Genomic DNA, 17,246 nt, shown 5'->3' with positions numbered 1-17,246 from the left:
TAAAGTGGATAAGACAAACGGAAGGGAAAGGGGAGCGGGGATTTCTCCCCGTCCGTTTAAGCCAGTTCGGCAGCAAAATCCAGCATCAGTCTCGCCAGCGTTTCAGGCGTTTGCATCGGCATCAGATGCCCGGCGCTGGCTATCACCTCCAGTTGTCCGTTGGGCAAATGTGAAAGCGTCAGCTGCTTTTGCTCCTCCGCCGACGGCACCTGGTCATCTTCCGAGCCGGCCACCAACAAAGCCGGACAGTCAACCCGTCCGATGCGGCTGGTCCAGTCTTCGCGGCTGCCTTCTTCCGGCCAGGCACGCCAGGCATTAAGGTTGGCACGCTGCGCGTCGTGGATGGCAATCTCGCGCAGGAGATCGGGCAGGCGATCGTGGGCTGCGGTGTCCACAAAGGCTTCAGCTTCCTTCCGGCTGGCACGATACGCAATCTGGCTCTGCCTGGCTTCGTCAGTCATCGGCTGGGGGCCCGGCGGTGAGGGTGCAACCAGTACCAGCCCTCGCAGGTAGTCCGGCTGCTCTGCCGCCAGGGCCAGCGCCACTTTTCCGGTCATGGAATGGCCCACCAGAATGCAATTACGCAGTTCCAGTTGACGAATTGTTCGATCGACGTGCGCAACCATAGCGGCCACGTCGTAACCTTCAATATGATGAGCATCACCGAAGCCGGGCGTATCCAGCGCAACGCATTGATGATGGGCGTCCAGCCAGCAAATAGTCGGATACCAGGTATGGCGTGAACCGCCAAGATAGTGCAACAGCACGAACGTCGGCGTGTCGGTTGCCTGGCCATGCAGGCTGTAAGGCAGCATAGAATCTCCTAACGCAGTTTGTCGTGCACATCACCCAGTTGGGCAATAGCGTGCTCGCTGTAGCCACGTGCCTGCAAAGGTGCGATAACATCCTTTTGTAAATCAGGAACGTAGCCTACCAGCACCTCACTTGTGCCGCTAAAGGTAACGTCGCCGAGCGCGGAAGGCAGCAGGAAGGTTTCTGCGCGCTCCAGCGTCCAGCTTTCTCCATTAGCGGTAATTTGTAGCGGGTCGCCAAGGCTGGAGACGATGCGGGCGCCGCTGTACTGATAACGGTATGAACCCGACAGCTTCCAGCGCTCCAGCGCGAAATAAGGCCCGGCGCAGCAGATCAGGCGGCTCAACTGGGACGTTTCTTCCAGCTTCAGGCCCGGCTGGGGTTCAGTAGTGAGTTCCGGGCGCAGCTCGGCCAGCAGAGCATCAATATTCTTTTCCCGCTCCTGGGCGGAGAGCTTGCTGCCATCTTCCATCCGCCACGGCATGGCGTGCTGTTGAATATTCGAGGTTTGTTCAATTTCATAAATCAGCGTGTCCGGCCCGAACGTGTGCAGCATGCCGCCAGGAATATAAAACGTATCGCCCGTTTTTACCGGTTTACGAGGCATCACCTCATCGTACTTCTCCGCCAGCAGGGCAGCGCGCAGCTGCTGCTGACCAATACCCGGTTTGATGCCTACCAGGCAGGTCGCACCCGGTGCGGCCCAGAGAATATGCCAGGCTTCGGTTTTGCCATTGGGCTGCTGCTCAAGCCGCTGCGCTGCCTCATCGTTGGCGTGAAGATGCACCGGCAGCATGCCGCTGGCATCAATGAATTTGGTGAGCAGCGGAAAGTGCGGGCCTCTCCAGCCGGGCGCAACCAGCTCGTCGGGAAATTGTTCAGCCAGCTCACGCAGGGTTTTACCGCTCAGCGAGCCGTTTTTCACCGTGGCGATCATGCCGTCCACGTCGCTGACTTCCCAGGTTTCCGCAATCCGTTTATCGGGCAGGTTCGCCTTGCCCAGACGTGTTTTGATCAGCTCTCCGCCGAAGATGTGGTAAGCCATCGGCAGCGTCAGCTGCAAAGGATAAGCGTCCATAATCCAGCTCCTTACAGAAAGCGATTCTTTACCCGTGCAGGTAATATTTCAGCGGTGACAGCGAGGAAAGAACCGGTACCGGCGTCAGGCCTTGACGCCGGAAAAATCAGATAACGGCAACGCCGCCGGTGACGGCGATGGTCGCGCCGGAGATATAGCTGGCTTCGTCGCTGGCCAGCATCACATAAGGAGCGGCCAGTTCGGCAGGTTGACCCGCGCGCTTAAGCGGCACTTCGCTACCAAACTGTTTCACCTGCTCAACCGGCATGGTGGTTGGGATCAGCGGCGTCCAGATTGGGCCCGGCGCCACGGCGTTAGCACGGATGCCTTTTTCGGCAAGCAGGGCGGCCAGGCTACCGGAGAAATTGATAATGGCGGCTTTCGTCGCGGAGTAGGCGATCAGCTTTGGCTTCGGCTGGTCGGCGTTGACCGAGGCGGTGTTGATAATTGAGCCGCCTGGTGGCATATGCGGAACCGCAGCCTTGCAGATATGGAACATCGCATAAAGATTAGTTTTCATGGTGCGGTCAAACTCGTCATCGCTGATTTCTTCCAGCGAGTTACGGGTCATCTGGAAAGCCGCGTTATTGACCACGATGTTGACCTCGCCAAAGGCGTCAACCGCCTTCTGCACAATGTCCCTGCAATGCGCGGACTCGGTAACGTCTCCGGCAACCAGCACCGCTTTTTGTCCCGCCTCTTCAACCAGGCGAGCCGTCTCTTTGGCGTCTTCATGTTCATCAAGGTAAGAGATCAGCACGTCGGCGCCTTCACGGGCGTAGGCGATGGCCACTGCCCGGCCAATGCCTGAGTCGCCGCCGGTGATAATGGCTTTTTTGCCGGTTAGCTTGCCGGAGCCTTTGTAGCTGGTTTCACCGTGGTCGGGTTTCGGCTGCATTTCGTTCGTGCTGCCAGGCCACTGTTGTGGCTGTTCCGGGAAGGGAGGTTTTGGACGATGCGTTGTAGACATGATTTCTCCTCTAAGACCGGTTTTTACGCCGGTAGTTGATGAGACAGCGCGCTGCCAGCGGCAACGCAGTGAATATGAAAGAATTTTTACCAGGCGGCTCTGTAAGCCGGGCATGAGGTAAGCATAGTTAAAAAAAATGAAAGTGCTAAACCGATTCGGCTAAACAGCTACCCTGTTAAGTTCCATGGTTTCGCTGAATGCATCAATACACCCCCCTTAAGCGTCAGCAGCAAGCTAAGGTCCCGGAAACCTCGCACTGCACGTAGCAAGCGCCGCGAAGCCCGCTCACCGGGGTTAAAAGGGGTTACCTGAGCGTATTCATTGCTGAAAGCGGGTTCATGCTGTTCAGGGAGGGATAGGGCAGGATTTATTAGGGTGTAACCGGCTACGCCGGGCGTACGGCGCAATGAGCTTCGGCCCTACATGTGGCATCATCTGGTGCCTCCATGCCGCTGAAGCGGCATTCAGGGGCAGGCTGCCCACCGATCGTCGGCTTCAGGCTATTAGTTACAGTTCAGGGAAAATGTCCGCTTTGTGCCAGAAGCGGAAGTAGTTAATAGCACTTAGTGTTGATTAACGGGGAGCAGGTCAGTTTATGAATGATGGTTATAGTCAGATTGCCCGGATGCAGGCAAAGAAAGCTGAGTGGGAGCTGAAAGCTCCATTGGCTAATACCAGAACCTGTGATGGAAAACCTTGCGTTAAGGTTGACACAGGCAACTCGTATGGGAGTAAAATAAACACCTATATGATTATTAAATAATTGAAACATTGTTTTTTTTGTTTTCCATAGCTGGTAAGTATTATACACTATGTTATTCTAATTGATACCTTGTGTAATTAACCTATTCTAGGTGGTTGATTGTGGCAAAAATAAAAAAACTCGCAATAAATCTTAGTCGTGGAGAAACTTCTTTTTTCCTTACTTCAATGACGCCAGATGAATTAGTAAAGACAGCCAGAGTTTCAAGGGTAAATGAGGACTTAGAAAAAGGATTTCAAAGGACTCTTGATGAATCAAGAGCAAAGAAAATATCATCTTATCTTCTGGATAATAAGATAATACCTGGGGCTATTATCTTATCTTGTCAAAATAATGAATTACTTTCATTTGATGATGAAAGTAACATCCTGTCATTCGATGACGAAGTTGGTTCATTTCTAGTTATAGATGGGCAGCATAGATTGTATGGATCTGTATTGGCAAAGGAAACTATACATGACCTTAATGTCCCGGTGTGTATTTTGTCAAACCTTAATCATTTAGAGGAAATACAATATTTCATTGATATAAATTCAACGCAGAAGGGGGTTCCTAAAACTTTAAGGATAGAGTTAACAAAGTACCTAGTTGATGAGGGTGGTATAGATTCAACTAGACTTAAATTGTTTGATGATTTAAATACTCGAGAAGGGTCCCCATTATTTTCTAAGCTTAGCTCTTCGCAGCGGGGGAGGGGTTATTTAACTCACGTCCCATTTGAGGCGGCTCTAAATAAACCCCTATCTAACTCACCACTAAAAGATGTTGGTTACAACGATAAGTATAAGTTAATAAGTAATTTCCTTTGTGGTGTAAAAATTAACCTTGATGAAATAGGGTTGACACAAAAACTATATCAAGCTGCATTTTTCCAAGCTATATTCAGATGCTTCGAAAAAACATGCTCATGCACTATGTCTTTGCATGGTAATTATAAGGTAGCGTCGTTTAAAGAAGTTTTCAGCTTAATCCAAAAAATAGATTTCGAACAGCACTCAGGAACTAACGAACAGGCAGTTTCTGCATTAGAAAAAGATATTAATGAATATTTGGATATAGAGTTAAAGTCAAAGCTGCCCCGTCAGGATTTATTCTAAAATGGGAAGGTTATCTAATGTTATTGCCGAGAAAATGATATCCAGAATGTACAGGATGATGGATGTCATCAATGATGATATTGATTTTTCTAAGATATCTATTAATGATGGATTAAAGTATTCAATAATTAATGACCCTTACTTTAAATTAGTGAAAACAGGTAAGTCTTCTTTTGCGGTCGCAGTTGAAAATGAAAGGCTTATTGCTGAGGCTATAATTTGTGATTTCGTATTAAGTCATCAAAGGAGAAACATTCAGAATCAAAAGTTATTAAACATGAACCCAATAAAAAAAGATGTTAGTCCCGCATGGGAAATAATAACTTCCTATTACTCTGCCTTTTTCTGTGCGACAGATATATCTAGAATACTAAATATGGTTAACTTAAATCTAACTAGCGAGGAAGTATCTTTAGTTGAGCGTAAGGCTGGGTTCGACCATGAAGAGTTAAAAGGATTAAATGGATTTTCTGGTGTTGTCTCTGCGGGGTTTGGTAAGATAATTTTCCATCATACAAAATCAAAACCTCATCAATACGCCTGGTCAAATTTAAAGAGTTGTCTGAAAACTGTCTTTAGAAATAAGGAAGATTGGCCTGAGGTTAATGTTTTATTATCTATATTATCTGGCGAAAATGGATGGGAGTACCCAAGCAGTATTAGGAATGAATGGAATTATATAGACCCATACCTTTATGGAAGTAAAGGTATTGAGATGGGAAAGGAGTTTTTAAAATTATCATCTAACCCATCATCCTCTGAAGGTTGGTTGACATCTAATTTTATTTGGAAGGGTAAGTCATCGAGCGCTGCTTCCATAGGAGTGCTGTCTGATGTCTTATATAAAGCTTCAGACGAGGCATATAGACAATTTTTTTCTGATGATAGTGATTAGATTTTTCTGTTAAAAATTAAATTTTTGAGGATCTTGGTATTAAATGTAATACACATTATGATGTATATGAGTAGAAAAAACCAACTCACATACATCACTGTGATTTTCGGTAATAACTTTAAGTTATTGATATTGGTTGATGTCAGATAGTGCTGGATAATTTTGCCACGAAGTCCCACCGTATTTGGGCAATCTGAGGTTCAGCTTGAATAATTGTGATTGCTCCTAGCTAGAATTAGCTTTTCATTGATTTCACAGTAACAACCCCACCGAGGGTGATTGCGCCTGCAGCCGCACCATCTCCCGCTGCATCAACGCAAGCGCCTCCAGCCATACCAGCTGCGACAGATCCGCCACCAAGGTCAGCGAGAGATGCGCTTGATAAAGCTGCACCTTCAAGTCTTGCTATTATCGTGCCTCCTGCTGTTGTTCCAAGAATGCCGCTAGCCCCAATAGATGCAGCAATGGCTAGCGCTACTACACCAGCTGTGGCAATTCCAAAGATCACACCAATTGACCTGCTCCCCATCGATTGATACACCATATTGATAGGTCTGCTCCTCGCTCAAAACGGACATCCGCTCCTTGCAACAGCCAGCTTTGTGCCGGAAGCGGATATCGGAAAATTTGCGATACGTTGAATGATGAAAGGACGTTTCCGCTCAGTTTTTAATATTGAGAGCGGACTCCTAACGTTAATCCAGCAAATCATAAAAATAACATTCACTTATTTACTGTATTAACGCCTCTCACTGGTCGCTGACGCATAGCACCCGGCGGATAGCCATTGATGCGTTTAAAAGCTCTGCTAAACGCTGCCTGTGAGGCATAGCCGAGGCGAAGAGCAACGGTGTCAATTGAGAGCTTATCGTGAATAATCCAGTGACCTGCGATGCGCATTCGCACTTCCCTTGCATAGCGCTGGGGAGGTATGCCGATGATTGATTTAAAGCGTTCAGCAAAAACAGAACGTGATACATGCGACTGCGCAGCAAGCTCAGCAACAGACCATTCCCGACTCGTATCACGATGGATGGCCAGAATAGCACGGGCAAGTCGTGGATCACGTAACGCAGCGAGCAGACCAGCGGCGTTCTCGCTACCGTTTTCAATCCATCCACGCACAATCATGGCTGCTGCCACTTCTGCGAGGCGTGCCAGAATGCCCGCGAAGCCCGTGCGTCCGGAACAGATTTCAGATTTCATCGCGCCCAGAACGGGAACCAGCCCCGGATAAATCTGTTCATTTGCCTCAACCACGATGGCGTGCGGCATCAGTTTACCAAGGCCCTGCATTCCACCAAGATCGAACTCCATACAGCCATAAAACAGAACCGTGCTGGGTGTCGGATGCGAACTCGGGCAGGTATTAATTCCGCTGACGGCCTCGCCTAAAGGAGCAGAGCCGAACGTGTCGATATGTTGAAATGAACAGCGGACATCCGATAAAAGCTGATGCTCCTCGCCCTGCGGCATGAATACCATGCTTCCGGCTCTCAGTTCGTGCAACGTACCGTCGTGTGTGCGCAGCAGAGCAGTACCCACTGCGATGTAATGAAAATAGGCATGTCCCGGTCTGTTGCTGAAACCGACGCCAAACTCAGAGCCAGTCTGTAAACGGCGATACTGCACGCCACGCAGGCGCATTTCCAGTAGCAATTCACTGATGAGTTCAGATGATAGGGCAAAATGTTTATTCACATGCATATTCGGAGTTTCGGGTAAAAAATCAGGATGTGGCATCATAGATCGTCCAGCTGCTCAACTCTAGACTTGGAGTTATCATTTTTTCTCTAAAAAAAGAGTGTGTTATGAGAAATGAAGCAACTGAAGCTGTATCCGCTAGTTTGAACAATTCGGAACCTAAAGAATCCGCATGGATGGCCGTTATTTCACTGACTATGGGCGTGTTTGGCTTGCTGACTGCAGAATATCTTCCAGCCAGCTTGTTGACACCCATGGCCGCGGATCTCGGTGTAACCGAAGCGCTTGCTGGTCAGGCTGTAACGGTAACGGCTGTGGTGGCCCTGTTTGCTGGTCTGATGATTCCACGCCTGACACGTAATTATGATCGCCGAACTGTTTTGCTGGGTTTTACCGTGCTGATGATCGCCTCCAACCTGCTTGTCGCAATTTCCTCCAGCCTGGCTGTGCTGCTGCTCATGCGCATTTTGTTGGGCATCGCGCTGGGAGGCTTCTGGAGTATGGCTGCTGCCGTAGCTATGCGGCTGGTCCCTACTAAAAGCGTCCCGCGTGCTCTCTCCATTATTTTTAGCGGTATTGCTGTCGGTACCGTGGTTTCGATCCCACTTGGGAGCTATTTAGGTGGGCTTTATGGCTGGCGTAGTGCTTTTATCGCTGCAACCGCAGTAGGCGTGCTGACACTGCTCTTTCAGCTGTTTACCCTTCCTGGAATGGCTCCGCGGAAAATGATGATAACGGCATCTGTCATGGATTTACTCCGCCGCCCAGGCATCGCGGTGGGAATGACGGGGTGTGTGATTGCTCATGCTGGTCAATATGCGCTGTTTACCTATATCCGTCCGGCTCTTGAAAATATTGCCCAACTTGATGTGGATCGTTTGTCATTAATACTGCTTGGATTTGGCGTCGCTAATTTTATCGGTACGCTGCTTGCCGGGTGGCTGATGGAGAGAAGTCTGCGTCTTACCCTGATACTGATGCCAGCGCTTGTTGGTTTAGCGGCTTTAAGCATGATTTTGCTGCCACTTGACGAAGCAGGATTGATGTTGTGCGTCGCGTTGTGGGGGATGGCATTTGGTGGCGTACCCGTTGCGTGGTCAAACTGGGTAGCACGTTCCGTTCCCGATCAGGCTGAAACTGCTGGCGGCATGGTAGTCGCAGCAGTTCAATCCTCAATTGCTGCGGGCGCTGCGTTGGGAGGATTAATTTTTGGTCTCAGCGGCGTAACAGGTGTTTTCATCACCGCTGGTTGCATAATGCTTGTTGCCACGCTGGTTATTGGACTAAAGGTGAAGGTCGCCCTGACTTGACCACTTCCTCTATAAAAACTTTTAAAATAAAGGCCAGCTAAATAAGGTGGCTGGCCTGAAAAAAGTAGCGAAGTTTCCTACCTCTTTCCGCTCAATTTATTCTCCGATAGTCAGCTCTTAGCTGACCTTACTCGTGCGTCCCCTTCGTGCCAGAAGCGGACACCGGCCTTTTGCTTCATGAGGCGCTATCAGAGTCCATTTGAAGCCTGTCTTATTTAGAATTGCAACAGTAGCCTTGTGTCAAAAGTGAACGTTTTAAGTGCTTTTTAATTGCTCAAACGTAATTAAAGTTTATATATGAAAAGTTGATTTACTAATAAATTATCCAGAAAAGTATTAAAACCAATACGATGCACCTATATTTTTACATTTCCTTACCGCTTATAATATGAGTGAATATGTAATTATATTTAAGCATTAATCTTTTTGTAATAAAAATGTCATAAAGATTTTTTTTAAAGGAATATCTTAAATGACAGGTTCTCGTGTAATTGCCACTATTGGCCCCGCTTCAAATAATCCTAAAATACTTCTTCAACTCCGTGCTGCGGGAATGTCTGTAGCGCGCCTTAATGGCTCCCATAACACTCATGAATGGCATGCAGAGACCGTTAAACTACTAAGAGAAACTGTACCTGATGTCCCAGTTTTGCTGGACATACCGGGTCGAAAGATTCGTACTCTTCAGTTGGAACACGAACCTTCATTCCTTCGCGGCGAGATAATTATTCTGACCACCGACGTTTCACATAATGGCAAAGTGAAAGTCCCCGTAGGCTATGACAAACTGCACGAAAAGCTTTCTCCCGGCGTTGGCGTATTTGCGGACGATGGCACACTTTCATTTGTTGTCGTAAAAATCGAAGGAAGGGATATTTATCTCCGTGCTGATATGGATGGAACATTAAAAAGTCGCAAAGGTATTAACGTTCCCGGTATCAATTTAGGGCAGTCTTTAGTGACTGATAAAGACCGCAGCATGATTGATTTTGCGAAAAATATCGGTGTTGATTATATCGGGATTAGCTTTGTCGAAAGCAGAGAGCATATTGAAGCTATTAGAAGACTTATTGATGCACCAACGCCAAAAATTGTGGCGAAAGTTGAGAACAGTGGGGGTATTAAACATCTCATAGAAATCGTCGATGCTGCTGACGTTATTATGATTGACCGGGGAGATTTAGCCGTCGAAACCTCAATTAATCATGTAGCGCTGTATCAAAAGCAGATTCTTTCTGCGGCTGGCAGGGCAGGTAAGCCAACAATCGTAGCAACGGAAATGCTGCACAGCATGATTGAAAACCCTTTACCGACAAAGGCTGAAGTCAGCGACATAACAAATGCTGTTCTGGATGGCGCCTCAGCAGTCATGCTTTCCGGTGAGACAGCGGTAGGTCGCTATCCGGTTGAAGCTGTTTCACGCATTAGTAATATCGCTTCTCTTGCAGCCGCGCAGCTAGCCGCTCCAGAAATTTCTAAGATAGAGCACCCACAAAATGATATTCGCCTTGCTATCCGAGCACTGGCAGAGGCGCTACCGATTTCAAAACTTGTGGTTCTTTCTCAAACTGGGTACTCAGTTCGCATTGCTGCAATGTCAGGCACGGGGCTGCCTGTCATCGCTGTGGGATCGGACCCCTTCCTGACCCGTGGCTGGAACTTATTACCCGGTGTCGACAGCATTACGAGTGGTGTTTTCTCTGTTGCATCACTTTCAGATGAAAATCGTATTGTTCAGGCGTTGATAGAAAAAGATCTCATTGATGAAAAAGATTATGTCGTATTAGTCAGTGCACAGCAGGATAGTGAGAACCTGAGTGGGAATTTATTAAGAACGTTGAATATCAAAACCTGGTTACAGCAGCATGCTTTTAACAAAACAGATTCAGAGGTAGCCTAATATGGAACATCAATACCTCTATTTTCTGGTAATTATCGTTTTTGCAGTAATTCAGTCCGTATTTGGTATGGGTATTTTGGTATTTGGAACGCCAACACTGCTTTTAATGGGTTATGATTTCTCTGATGTTCTGGGCCTGCTATTGCCTTCATCAGTTTTTATTTCTTTCACGCAAATGTATACCGCGAGAAAATTGGATTTTTCTGGCAAAGAAAAATCCAACATGGTGATTTGCGCTATCGCCGTTGTTGGACTATTAAGCTTGATATTGACGGTAAGTCTAAAAATTAACATTGATATTCTCATTGGTATCATCCTCATTTTTTCGGCCGCAATAAGATTAAGTCCCAAATTCAGAACCGCTGTGAACAGAGCCCTGGCTGGTAACCAACGTAGCTTTGTACTTCTTATGGGAGCGGTCCACGGTCTGACCAACATGGGTGGGGCTTTGCTGACGCTATATTCAACGTCAACTCAATCTGAGAAAGTGGGTATACGGGCCACTGTATCCCGTTATTATTTGATGTTTGGCCTTATCCAGTTGGCCACATTGGCAATTTTGCGCCCACAGGCTTTGAGTCTGCTGGGATTGGAAGCTGCACCATTGGGACTATTCATCTATTGGGCCGTGGGTAATTTATTATTCATACGAGCCACTGCCCCCTTCTATGAACGGTTGCTAACTGTGTTTATTGCCGTTTACGGTATTGTAGTAATAACCAAAGATTACATTTGAGAATTTTATGGCGACAACACTCTTATCACTCGCTCCCGTAATGTTTCTCATCGCAATGGGCTACATTTTGCGAGCCAGAAAGATGATAGAACCTGGATTTTGGTTGCCCTGTGAAAAATTGAACTACTTTTATCTCTTTCCTGCGTTGATGTTTTCTCAGGTTGCCTCAACAGATTTAAAGGAGTTCCCCGTTCAACCTATCGCCTGTTCAGTATTGGGTGCTGTAGTGATAGCTGCTTTATCACTCTGGTTGTGGCGGTTATGGAGTAAACAATCTGGTCGTGTATTTTCTTCGGTAGTACAAGGCGCACTACGTCCTAATACTTATATCGGCGTGGCGGCGGCGGCGGCCACTTATGGAAATACGGGGCTTACTGTCACGTCCATTAGTATCGCAGTGGCTATTCCAATACTTAACATAGCTTCAATAGTCGTATTAATGCATTACGGCAGGGGCACTAAGCCTGGCTTTGCCCAAATAACAAAAGCCTTAATACGTAACCCCGTTATTTTGTCAGTTGTTACGGGACTGCTATTTAATATGAGCGGGTTAAACATATCCGCAACCGCAACCGGTATCTTACATATACTGGGCGGTGCATCTCTACCACTGGGATTATTGGCTGTGGGGGCTGGCCTTGACTTAAAAGCGGCTAAAATGGCGCATGGGCCTGTATTGCAGTCAACCTTTGTGAAATTATTGTTGGTCCCATTAATAACACTGATTATAGGAATTTGGACGGGTATTTCAGGGCCAGTATTAGCTACTGTGGTTCTTTTTAATGCTCTTCCGTGCACGCCTTCAGCATATATTATGACCAAGCTATTAGGTGGAGATCATCAACTTTCGGCCGGTATTATCTCTGTGCAAACAGTGTTGGCTGCAATGACGATCCCATTCATACTCATGCTTACGCAGATATCACCGATTTTATAGGAAGATGTGCTTCGTATTCTTCCCAACTGCGTTTAAACCATTCTTCACTTCCCTGTTGCAGGCACAGCAGGGAGATCCCCCTTTCGTAAATAAGCGAAGCGCGCTGGTGTAAAATTGGGTCGCCTTTCGTTAAGACGATCAGTAAACGTTTCATTTCAAGCAGGTATTGGCGTGCAAATATCGGATCCCTTTCAACCACCATCGACGCATTATCGATTAAATCGCAAAGTTTAATAGACTGTGCTTCGGGACAAGCTTGTGCCGTATGCAACAAATTTGCATTCTTTCGATGAATACGTTCCCCGCCGAAACTTCTCGTTTGAATATCGGTAAGCATCTCTACGTATTGAGCTACAACAGTGCCAAACTCATTCTGAATATCCATCAGAGTTACGTCAGTATCTTCCACAACATCATGGAGCCAGGCGGCAGCGATCATTTCATCAGAAGGGCTGATAGTTCCTAGCAGCTCAACAATAGCGGCAGGATGCACGATATAAGGTTCACCAGTAAATTTGCGTAACTGACCAGCATCGGTATGTGCTTTTGTTGCGAAGTTTTGTGCCTTTTGTCGAATATTCATTCTCTGAGCCTTATCAAATCACGAGCTGAATCATTTATTAATCTCTTTAAAGATTCTGGAACCTCATAGAGGGATATCTACAAGCTGCAAGAGTTTTTAGATTAATGTTTATGCTGTTTATCATAAACTTAATTGTTCAGGGAAAGTATGGCTGGTTTTATTCGATTTCAGCATAAGGATATGAGAAGTCAGAATTTCACCCCGATTGATATAGCATCAAATTTTTTGACTTTCAGTATTTTTTGCATCCCTTATCGAACTGGAGATTCAGCATAACGTCCGCTCCTCGCTCAAAGTAGACCTTTTGCGCCACGGGCTTTTCAGCTGAGTGACATAAGCGGAAAATGCTATCAATGTTGTGTTTTAATCAATAGGAGACAGGTCATAACTGCTCCCTCATTTTGGCCATAGGTAAAAGTCGGCCAATGTGAGCAAGCTGTTAACTTGACTAGCCTGAATGCATAAGAATTGATCCTGTCCTTGAGACTTTATTCTGCGACTGAAAAGTCGGAATCTTTACATGTATTAGATTGCAGACATTTATTTGCTGGTACCCAAGGTCCCTGAGGTTCAATCGCATCGAGCCGGTAGATTGTTACTATGCCTGCATTGTAGCTGCCCGGCACGCCGGAAAAAGCCACTTTGTCTCCGTCACTAAGTCTACCCTCGTATACCTTGACGCCTTGGCCATTTTGAGGTGAAAGAGTTATGGAAATCCGACCAGAGGGTCTGCAAGCGATATGCATTATTACGTTCGTTTTATACCCGTTAGCCGACTCTTCAAAAGGGCGTACAATGTTATGTCCATTTGATGCCAAGCATAGGGAACCTGGTATCGTTGCTGATACTCCTTCCGCATATGCTTCTCCAGCATCAGCAGAAGATAAATAAAAGGTGAGATTGATGCCAATAAGCGCGCTGCTCGGGATAGGGGATAACCGATCCTCTAAGAAATTTCTTACTGACACCAGTACTGGTTCAAAATTGTTCTTAATGAGATCTGAGCTTGCCTCCAGACAGGCGCCTCCCACTGCTAGAATGATTGCGATAAAGCCTTTTGCTATCCATTTTTTTAACGGCATTTTTTTCCTCGATTTGTGAAACTCAATATTCCTCCCATGAGATTGTGGACCGTAAGCTCGCTGAGTTCAAAAACTAGCGTTCTATATAGAAACTTCGTTTCGAAACTTAACAATAGTCTTAAGTAACAACACTCTAAATTTATTTTACGCTATTCATTGATACACCACTATCGTTCACTGTTGATTAACATGCGCCATCAAATGCGGGAGCAATAGCAAGCGTCCGCTTTTCGCTCATAGCTGACGAAGCCCATCTAGAGGGAGCGGTTCGGCAGAATTGGCGTTTTACCGAACGTGATCAGACGGGTAAGCATCAGTCCGCTTTGTGCCATAAGCGGAAGTAGTTAACAACCATCAGTGTTGTTCAACGGGGAAAGGGTCACTTGATTTTTCTGCCCTCAGGAAATGAAAAAAGCACGCCGGATCAAGTCTGCTTCACGCGAGTGCGTTAATCCCGTAGCCGGGACGTTGTAACACCATTATGATGGGGGATACACTTGCTGTATGAAGGTTCCGCCAGTGATACCCGCCCAATAACTGCCTCGGGCGTTTCTTTTGTGAATTAGTGGTAATGAGCAGTGAATCGCTAACAGTTACCCGAACAAACGGTGCCTGCAATTAATTCTATATACTGAACAGGGGGAGATTATTACACATGAAATTTAAGGACAGAAATCTCAGGGCTCTCGCGGAATGTCTCATCGGAGATAATACGGCATTCCTGTATCGCTCAAGTAGTCGCATCACTGAATTTTTCCAGGACTGCGACATGGAGGTTATTCATGACGGATCAACGCGGTGGGCATGGACGGCCCAGAGGCTTGAAGAACTTCTTAATGAGCCACAGTCAAAGGCCCATACTTTACCGGAAAGGTTTGTTCATATACTCAGGACTTTAATGTTAAAAGAAGATGCCATGGATGACGATCCCGGAAGATCAAAAGCGCTTGAAGAACTGAATAAGCCATTGATGCGGGAAGGCTATGAGTCATTCTATGGTGACGATAACCTTTTGTATATACGCCATATTGGCACCAAAACAGTTTCAGTAAGTAATAACCCTCACCGGCCCTTAACTCCTCACGAAATAAAACGCAGAACATTACTGACCGTGTTTCTCGATACCTGCTCTGAAGATGAGCTGATAGAAGAGGTACTCCTCCCTTTATTCCGGCAACTCGGTTTTCACCGGATAACAGCAGCGGGACATAAAGATAAAGCGCTGGAATACGGGAAAGACATCTGGATGAAGTTCACACTGCCAACTCAGCATGTTCTTTATTTCGGCATACAGGCAAAAAAAGGCAAGCTTGATGCGTCCGGCGTAAGCAAAGCTACGAATTCAAACGTGGCAGAAATCCACAACCAGGTACTGATGATGCTTGGCCATGAAATATTTGACCCGGAAACTAACAGAAAGGTGCTGGTGGATCATGCCTTTATTGTTGCCGGCGGAGAAATTACTAAACAGGCGAGGAACTGGCTGGGCGGGAAACTTGATGCCAGCAAAAGAAGCCAGATAATGTTTATGGACCGGGAAGACATTCTTAATTTATATACTGTAAGTAATATACCTCTGCCCGGAGGTGCACTCATCTCTGATGATGCCGTTAAGAACGATGACATTCCGTTCTAATCAGGAGTACGTCTTTTCCGAAAGAAATACGCGACAGGTAGCACTGGGATGGCATACAGTGGCACCGTATGCCTATCTGTTATCAGCTCCGACCATCGTAGAGTTTGGCGATTTCCGTTGCAGCTTTCTCTATACCCGGATAAACCGTACTTTCGTTGATGCCGAAGCGGCTGAGCTGCTGCATCAGGCGTTCCTTGTTTCTAATCACCAGTTTTCTGACATTCAGCGTACTTAGCCCCGTTTCTGGCAGGTCCACGTTTTCGCCAAATAAGAGGAACGCTCCAGACTGAGACGAAATGCGGGCGTTGCTGAGCCGCCCTTTAACCAGAACGATTTTACTCAGATGTGCCGGATCGATAATGTTTTTGAAATAGGACTTCTCATCACGGATCAGATGAAGCAAATGCCCGCACTCTTCGGTGGCATTAAATGCCTGAGTCGCCAAGCTGGTATTCAGGTTGCTTTTGATACGTGATGGAAGCCGGGAAAGATTGGCTATACAACTTACGGTATCGGAGTCGAAAAACTTAATTTCACTTTTGGGTGCCGTTAATATAATGACGTTGCCATCAATTTCATTTCCATCTTTATCTCGTTTGATTTTGGAACAAGCGAAATAGAGTGCGATAAGCGGGTTAGTTGAGACGTCAAGCAGGCGCGTGGGTAAGCCATAATGTTGCATGCGTACAAGCTTATCCAGCATATAGCGGTCATCCCTGAACTCGGCGGGTTGAACCGTCAGCAGCTCGGTAATCATATCCGATTCGTGATGTCGGTAGCGATAGTTACCCTGCGTATTTTTTCGGAACAGCGAAGGTTCTAACTGATAGCTGATGTCGGAGTGACCCCGGTAAAACACCTCTTCATTATTTTCCTGAGGATGATTCAGTATGATTTCCAGATATTGATTTATATCCGAAATTACCTCAAGGTTTTCATTATTGTCAGGTGCTTCAGTTTTAACCGCAGCGGAAGCTTCAGGGGCTAATACACTGAGACCTAATATATCGAAAAACTCTTTAACGTCTATATCCTTGACTGCCCAGAAATTTCTGTTCAGCCCGAAACTGCCCAGTTCCAGCTTCCTGACGTATTCTTTTTCACTAGTTAAGAACTCTTTGCCGATGATACCGGTTAACTCATAGTTAAAAGCCAGAACTTTTTCCCGGTTTATAGTTGTTGCTCTGATGTTACTTATTCTTCCAATGCGGATATGGCTGTAATAACCGCCTGTATTGTCTTCCTCATCAACTTCAAACTCCGGCTCTGTCATAAAGATGACCGGCAGTTCTTGAAGAAACTGATAGGTTTTGCTGGTCAGGGGGAGCAGTTTATTTCTGAGTGAGTCAGGGGTGGATTCAAAAAGCCGGGAAACCGGAAAAGACGCTACACCGTTATTGTCAGAGAAAAAACTGTGATAATCGGGATTACCGACCACGATAAGATTCAACATGTATGTCATCCTTGCATGAATTACATTGTATTTTCATTATGCCAGAACAGGTTGATTTTTAAACATTGCGTGACCTGTGCCCCGCGGGTTCACATAGAACGCTGTTAGCAATGTCCATTCCTCGCTCATAACGGACTATGCTCAGCTCATATTGTCCTCTGTACAAAACGGCCGTGTAAAACCTGGGCGAAAGTCAGGCGTGCGCAGAGGTATGAAAATTTACGTCACAGAATGCCGCTTTCGTTTTCAGTACGCCATACACAAGTGGATCAGTTTTCTCATCAGTGCG

At 46.4% G+C, this 17,246-nt stretch carries 15 protein-coding genes; 7 read left to right on the top strand and 8 right to left on the bottom strand.

The annotated features are described in order from the left end of the window. Positions 1-56 precede the first annotated feature (56 nt). The 3 genes from AAGQ96_RS15395 to AAGQ96_RS15385 all read right to left on the bottom strand — a co-directional run bounded on the left by AAGQ96_RS15395 (position 57) and on the right by AAGQ96_RS15385 (position 2,861). A complete protein-coding gene (locus tag AAGQ96_RS15395; protein WP_342753990.1) occupies positions 57-815 on the bottom strand; it encodes an alpha/beta hydrolase in 759 nt (252 codons plus the stop codon). A gap of 8 nt (positions 816-823) precedes the next feature. Beyond that, on the bottom strand, positions 824-1,891 hold the full coding sequence (locus tag AAGQ96_RS15390) for a type I phosphomannose isomerase catalytic subunit (RefSeq protein WP_342753989.1): 1,068 nt from the start codon (positions 1,889-1,891) through the stop codon (positions 824-826). A gap of 106 nt (positions 1,892-1,997) precedes the next feature. After that, positions 1,998-2,861: a glucose 1-dehydrogenase gene (locus AAGQ96_RS15385; protein WP_147199096.1), complete on the bottom strand. Its 864-nt coding sequence runs from the start codon at positions 2,859-2,861 to the stop codon at positions 1,998-2,000. Between the two features lie 864 nt (positions 2,862-3,725). Here AAGQ96_RS15385 and AAGQ96_RS15380 point away from each other — a divergent pair. Then, a complete protein-coding gene (locus AAGQ96_RS15380; protein WP_342753988.1) occupies positions 3,726-4,721 on the top strand; it encodes a DGQHR domain-containing protein in 996 nt (331 codons plus the stop codon). A gap of 55 nt (positions 4,722-4,776) precedes the next feature. Next, a complete protein-coding gene (locus AAGQ96_RS15375; protein WP_342753987.1) occupies positions 4,777-5,616 on the top strand; it encodes a hypothetical protein in 840 nt (279 codons plus the stop codon). 252 nt (positions 5,617-5,868) lie between these two features. Here AAGQ96_RS15375 and AAGQ96_RS15370 read toward each other — a convergent pair whose 3' ends face one another. Together AAGQ96_RS15370 and AAGQ96_RS15365 are read right to left on the bottom strand one after the other, a co-directional pair. After that, complete coding sequence (locus AAGQ96_RS15370; protein WP_342753986.1) at positions 5,869-6,009, bottom strand: hypothetical protein; 141 nt, start codon at positions 6,007-6,009, stop codon at positions 5,869-5,871. Between the two features lie 330 nt (positions 6,010-6,339). Further along, positions 6,340-7,362, bottom strand: coding sequence for an AraC family transcriptional regulator (locus tag AAGQ96_RS15365; protein ID WP_342753985.1), 1,023 nt, complete (start codon positions 7,360-7,362; stop codon positions 6,340-6,342). A 65-nt stretch (positions 7,363-7,427) separates the two neighbouring features. Between AAGQ96_RS15365 and AAGQ96_RS15360 the strand changes: the two genes are divergently transcribed. From AAGQ96_RS15360 to AAGQ96_RS15345, 4 genes are all read left to right on the top strand, one after another. Then, positions 7,428-8,630 (top strand): MFS transporter, encoded by a 1,203-nt coding sequence (locus AAGQ96_RS15360; RefSeq protein ID WP_342753984.1) that lies wholly within the window; start codon positions 7,428-7,430, stop codon positions 8,628-8,630. Between the two features lie 472 nt (positions 8,631-9,102). Then, on the top strand, positions 9,103-10,530 hold the full coding sequence (gene pyk / locus AAGQ96_RS15355) for a pyruvate kinase (RefSeq protein WP_342753983.1): 1,428 nt from the start codon (positions 9,103-9,105) through the stop codon (positions 10,528-10,530). Position 10,531: 1 nt separating this feature from the next. Further along, positions 10,532-11,266, top strand: a complete 735-nt coding sequence (locus AAGQ96_RS15350; RefSeq protein WP_342753982.1) for a hypothetical protein — start codon at positions 10,532-10,534, stop codon at positions 11,264-11,266. Between the two features lie 7 nt (positions 11,267-11,273). Then, on the top strand, positions 11,274-12,203 hold the full coding sequence (locus AAGQ96_RS15345) for an AEC family transporter (protein ID WP_342753981.1): 930 nt from the start codon (positions 11,274-11,276) through the stop codon (positions 12,201-12,203). Here AAGQ96_RS15345 and AAGQ96_RS15340 read toward each other — a convergent pair. Beyond that, the gene (locus AAGQ96_RS15340) at positions 12,178-12,786 is read right to left on the bottom strand and encodes an HD domain-containing protein (protein WP_342753980.1); all 609 of its coding nucleotides are present in this window, start codon (positions 12,784-12,786) and stop codon (positions 12,178-12,180) included. The two genes, AAGQ96_RS15345 and AAGQ96_RS15340, sit on opposite strands and share 26 nt — an antisense overlap. Positions 12,787-13,274: 488 nt before the next feature. Beyond that, positions 13,275-13,868, bottom strand: coding sequence for a hypothetical protein (locus AAGQ96_RS15335; protein WP_342753979.1), 594 nt, complete (start codon positions 13,866-13,868; stop codon positions 13,275-13,277). A gap of 898 nt (positions 13,869-14,766) precedes the next feature. On the opposite strand from AAGQ96_RS15335, the gene AAGQ96_RS15330 reads away from it, so the two are divergent. After that, entirely contained in the window at positions 14,767-15,504 is a 738-nt protein-coding gene (locus AAGQ96_RS15330; RefSeq protein WP_342753978.1) for a hypothetical protein, read from the top strand. A gap of 82 nt (positions 15,505-15,586) precedes the next feature. Here AAGQ96_RS15330 and AAGQ96_RS15325 read toward each other — a convergent pair whose 3' ends face one another. Then, positions 15,587-16,957 carry an FRG domain-containing protein gene (locus AAGQ96_RS15325; RefSeq protein ID WP_342753977.1) on the bottom strand — a complete coding sequence of 457 codons (1,371 nt, stop codon included), beginning with the start codon at positions 16,955-16,957 and terminating at the stop codon, positions 15,587-15,589. Positions 16,958-17,246 lie beyond the last annotated feature (289 nt).

The sequence above is a fragment of the Pantoea sp. MBD-2R genome (genome assembly GCF_039134845.1).
Lineage (GTDB): Bacteria > Pseudomonadota > Gammaproteobacteria > Enterobacterales > Enterobacteriaceae > Erwinia.
The sequence above is the reverse complement of the archived record's forward strand: the minus strand, read 5'-3'. Positions and strand labels throughout refer to the sequence as shown.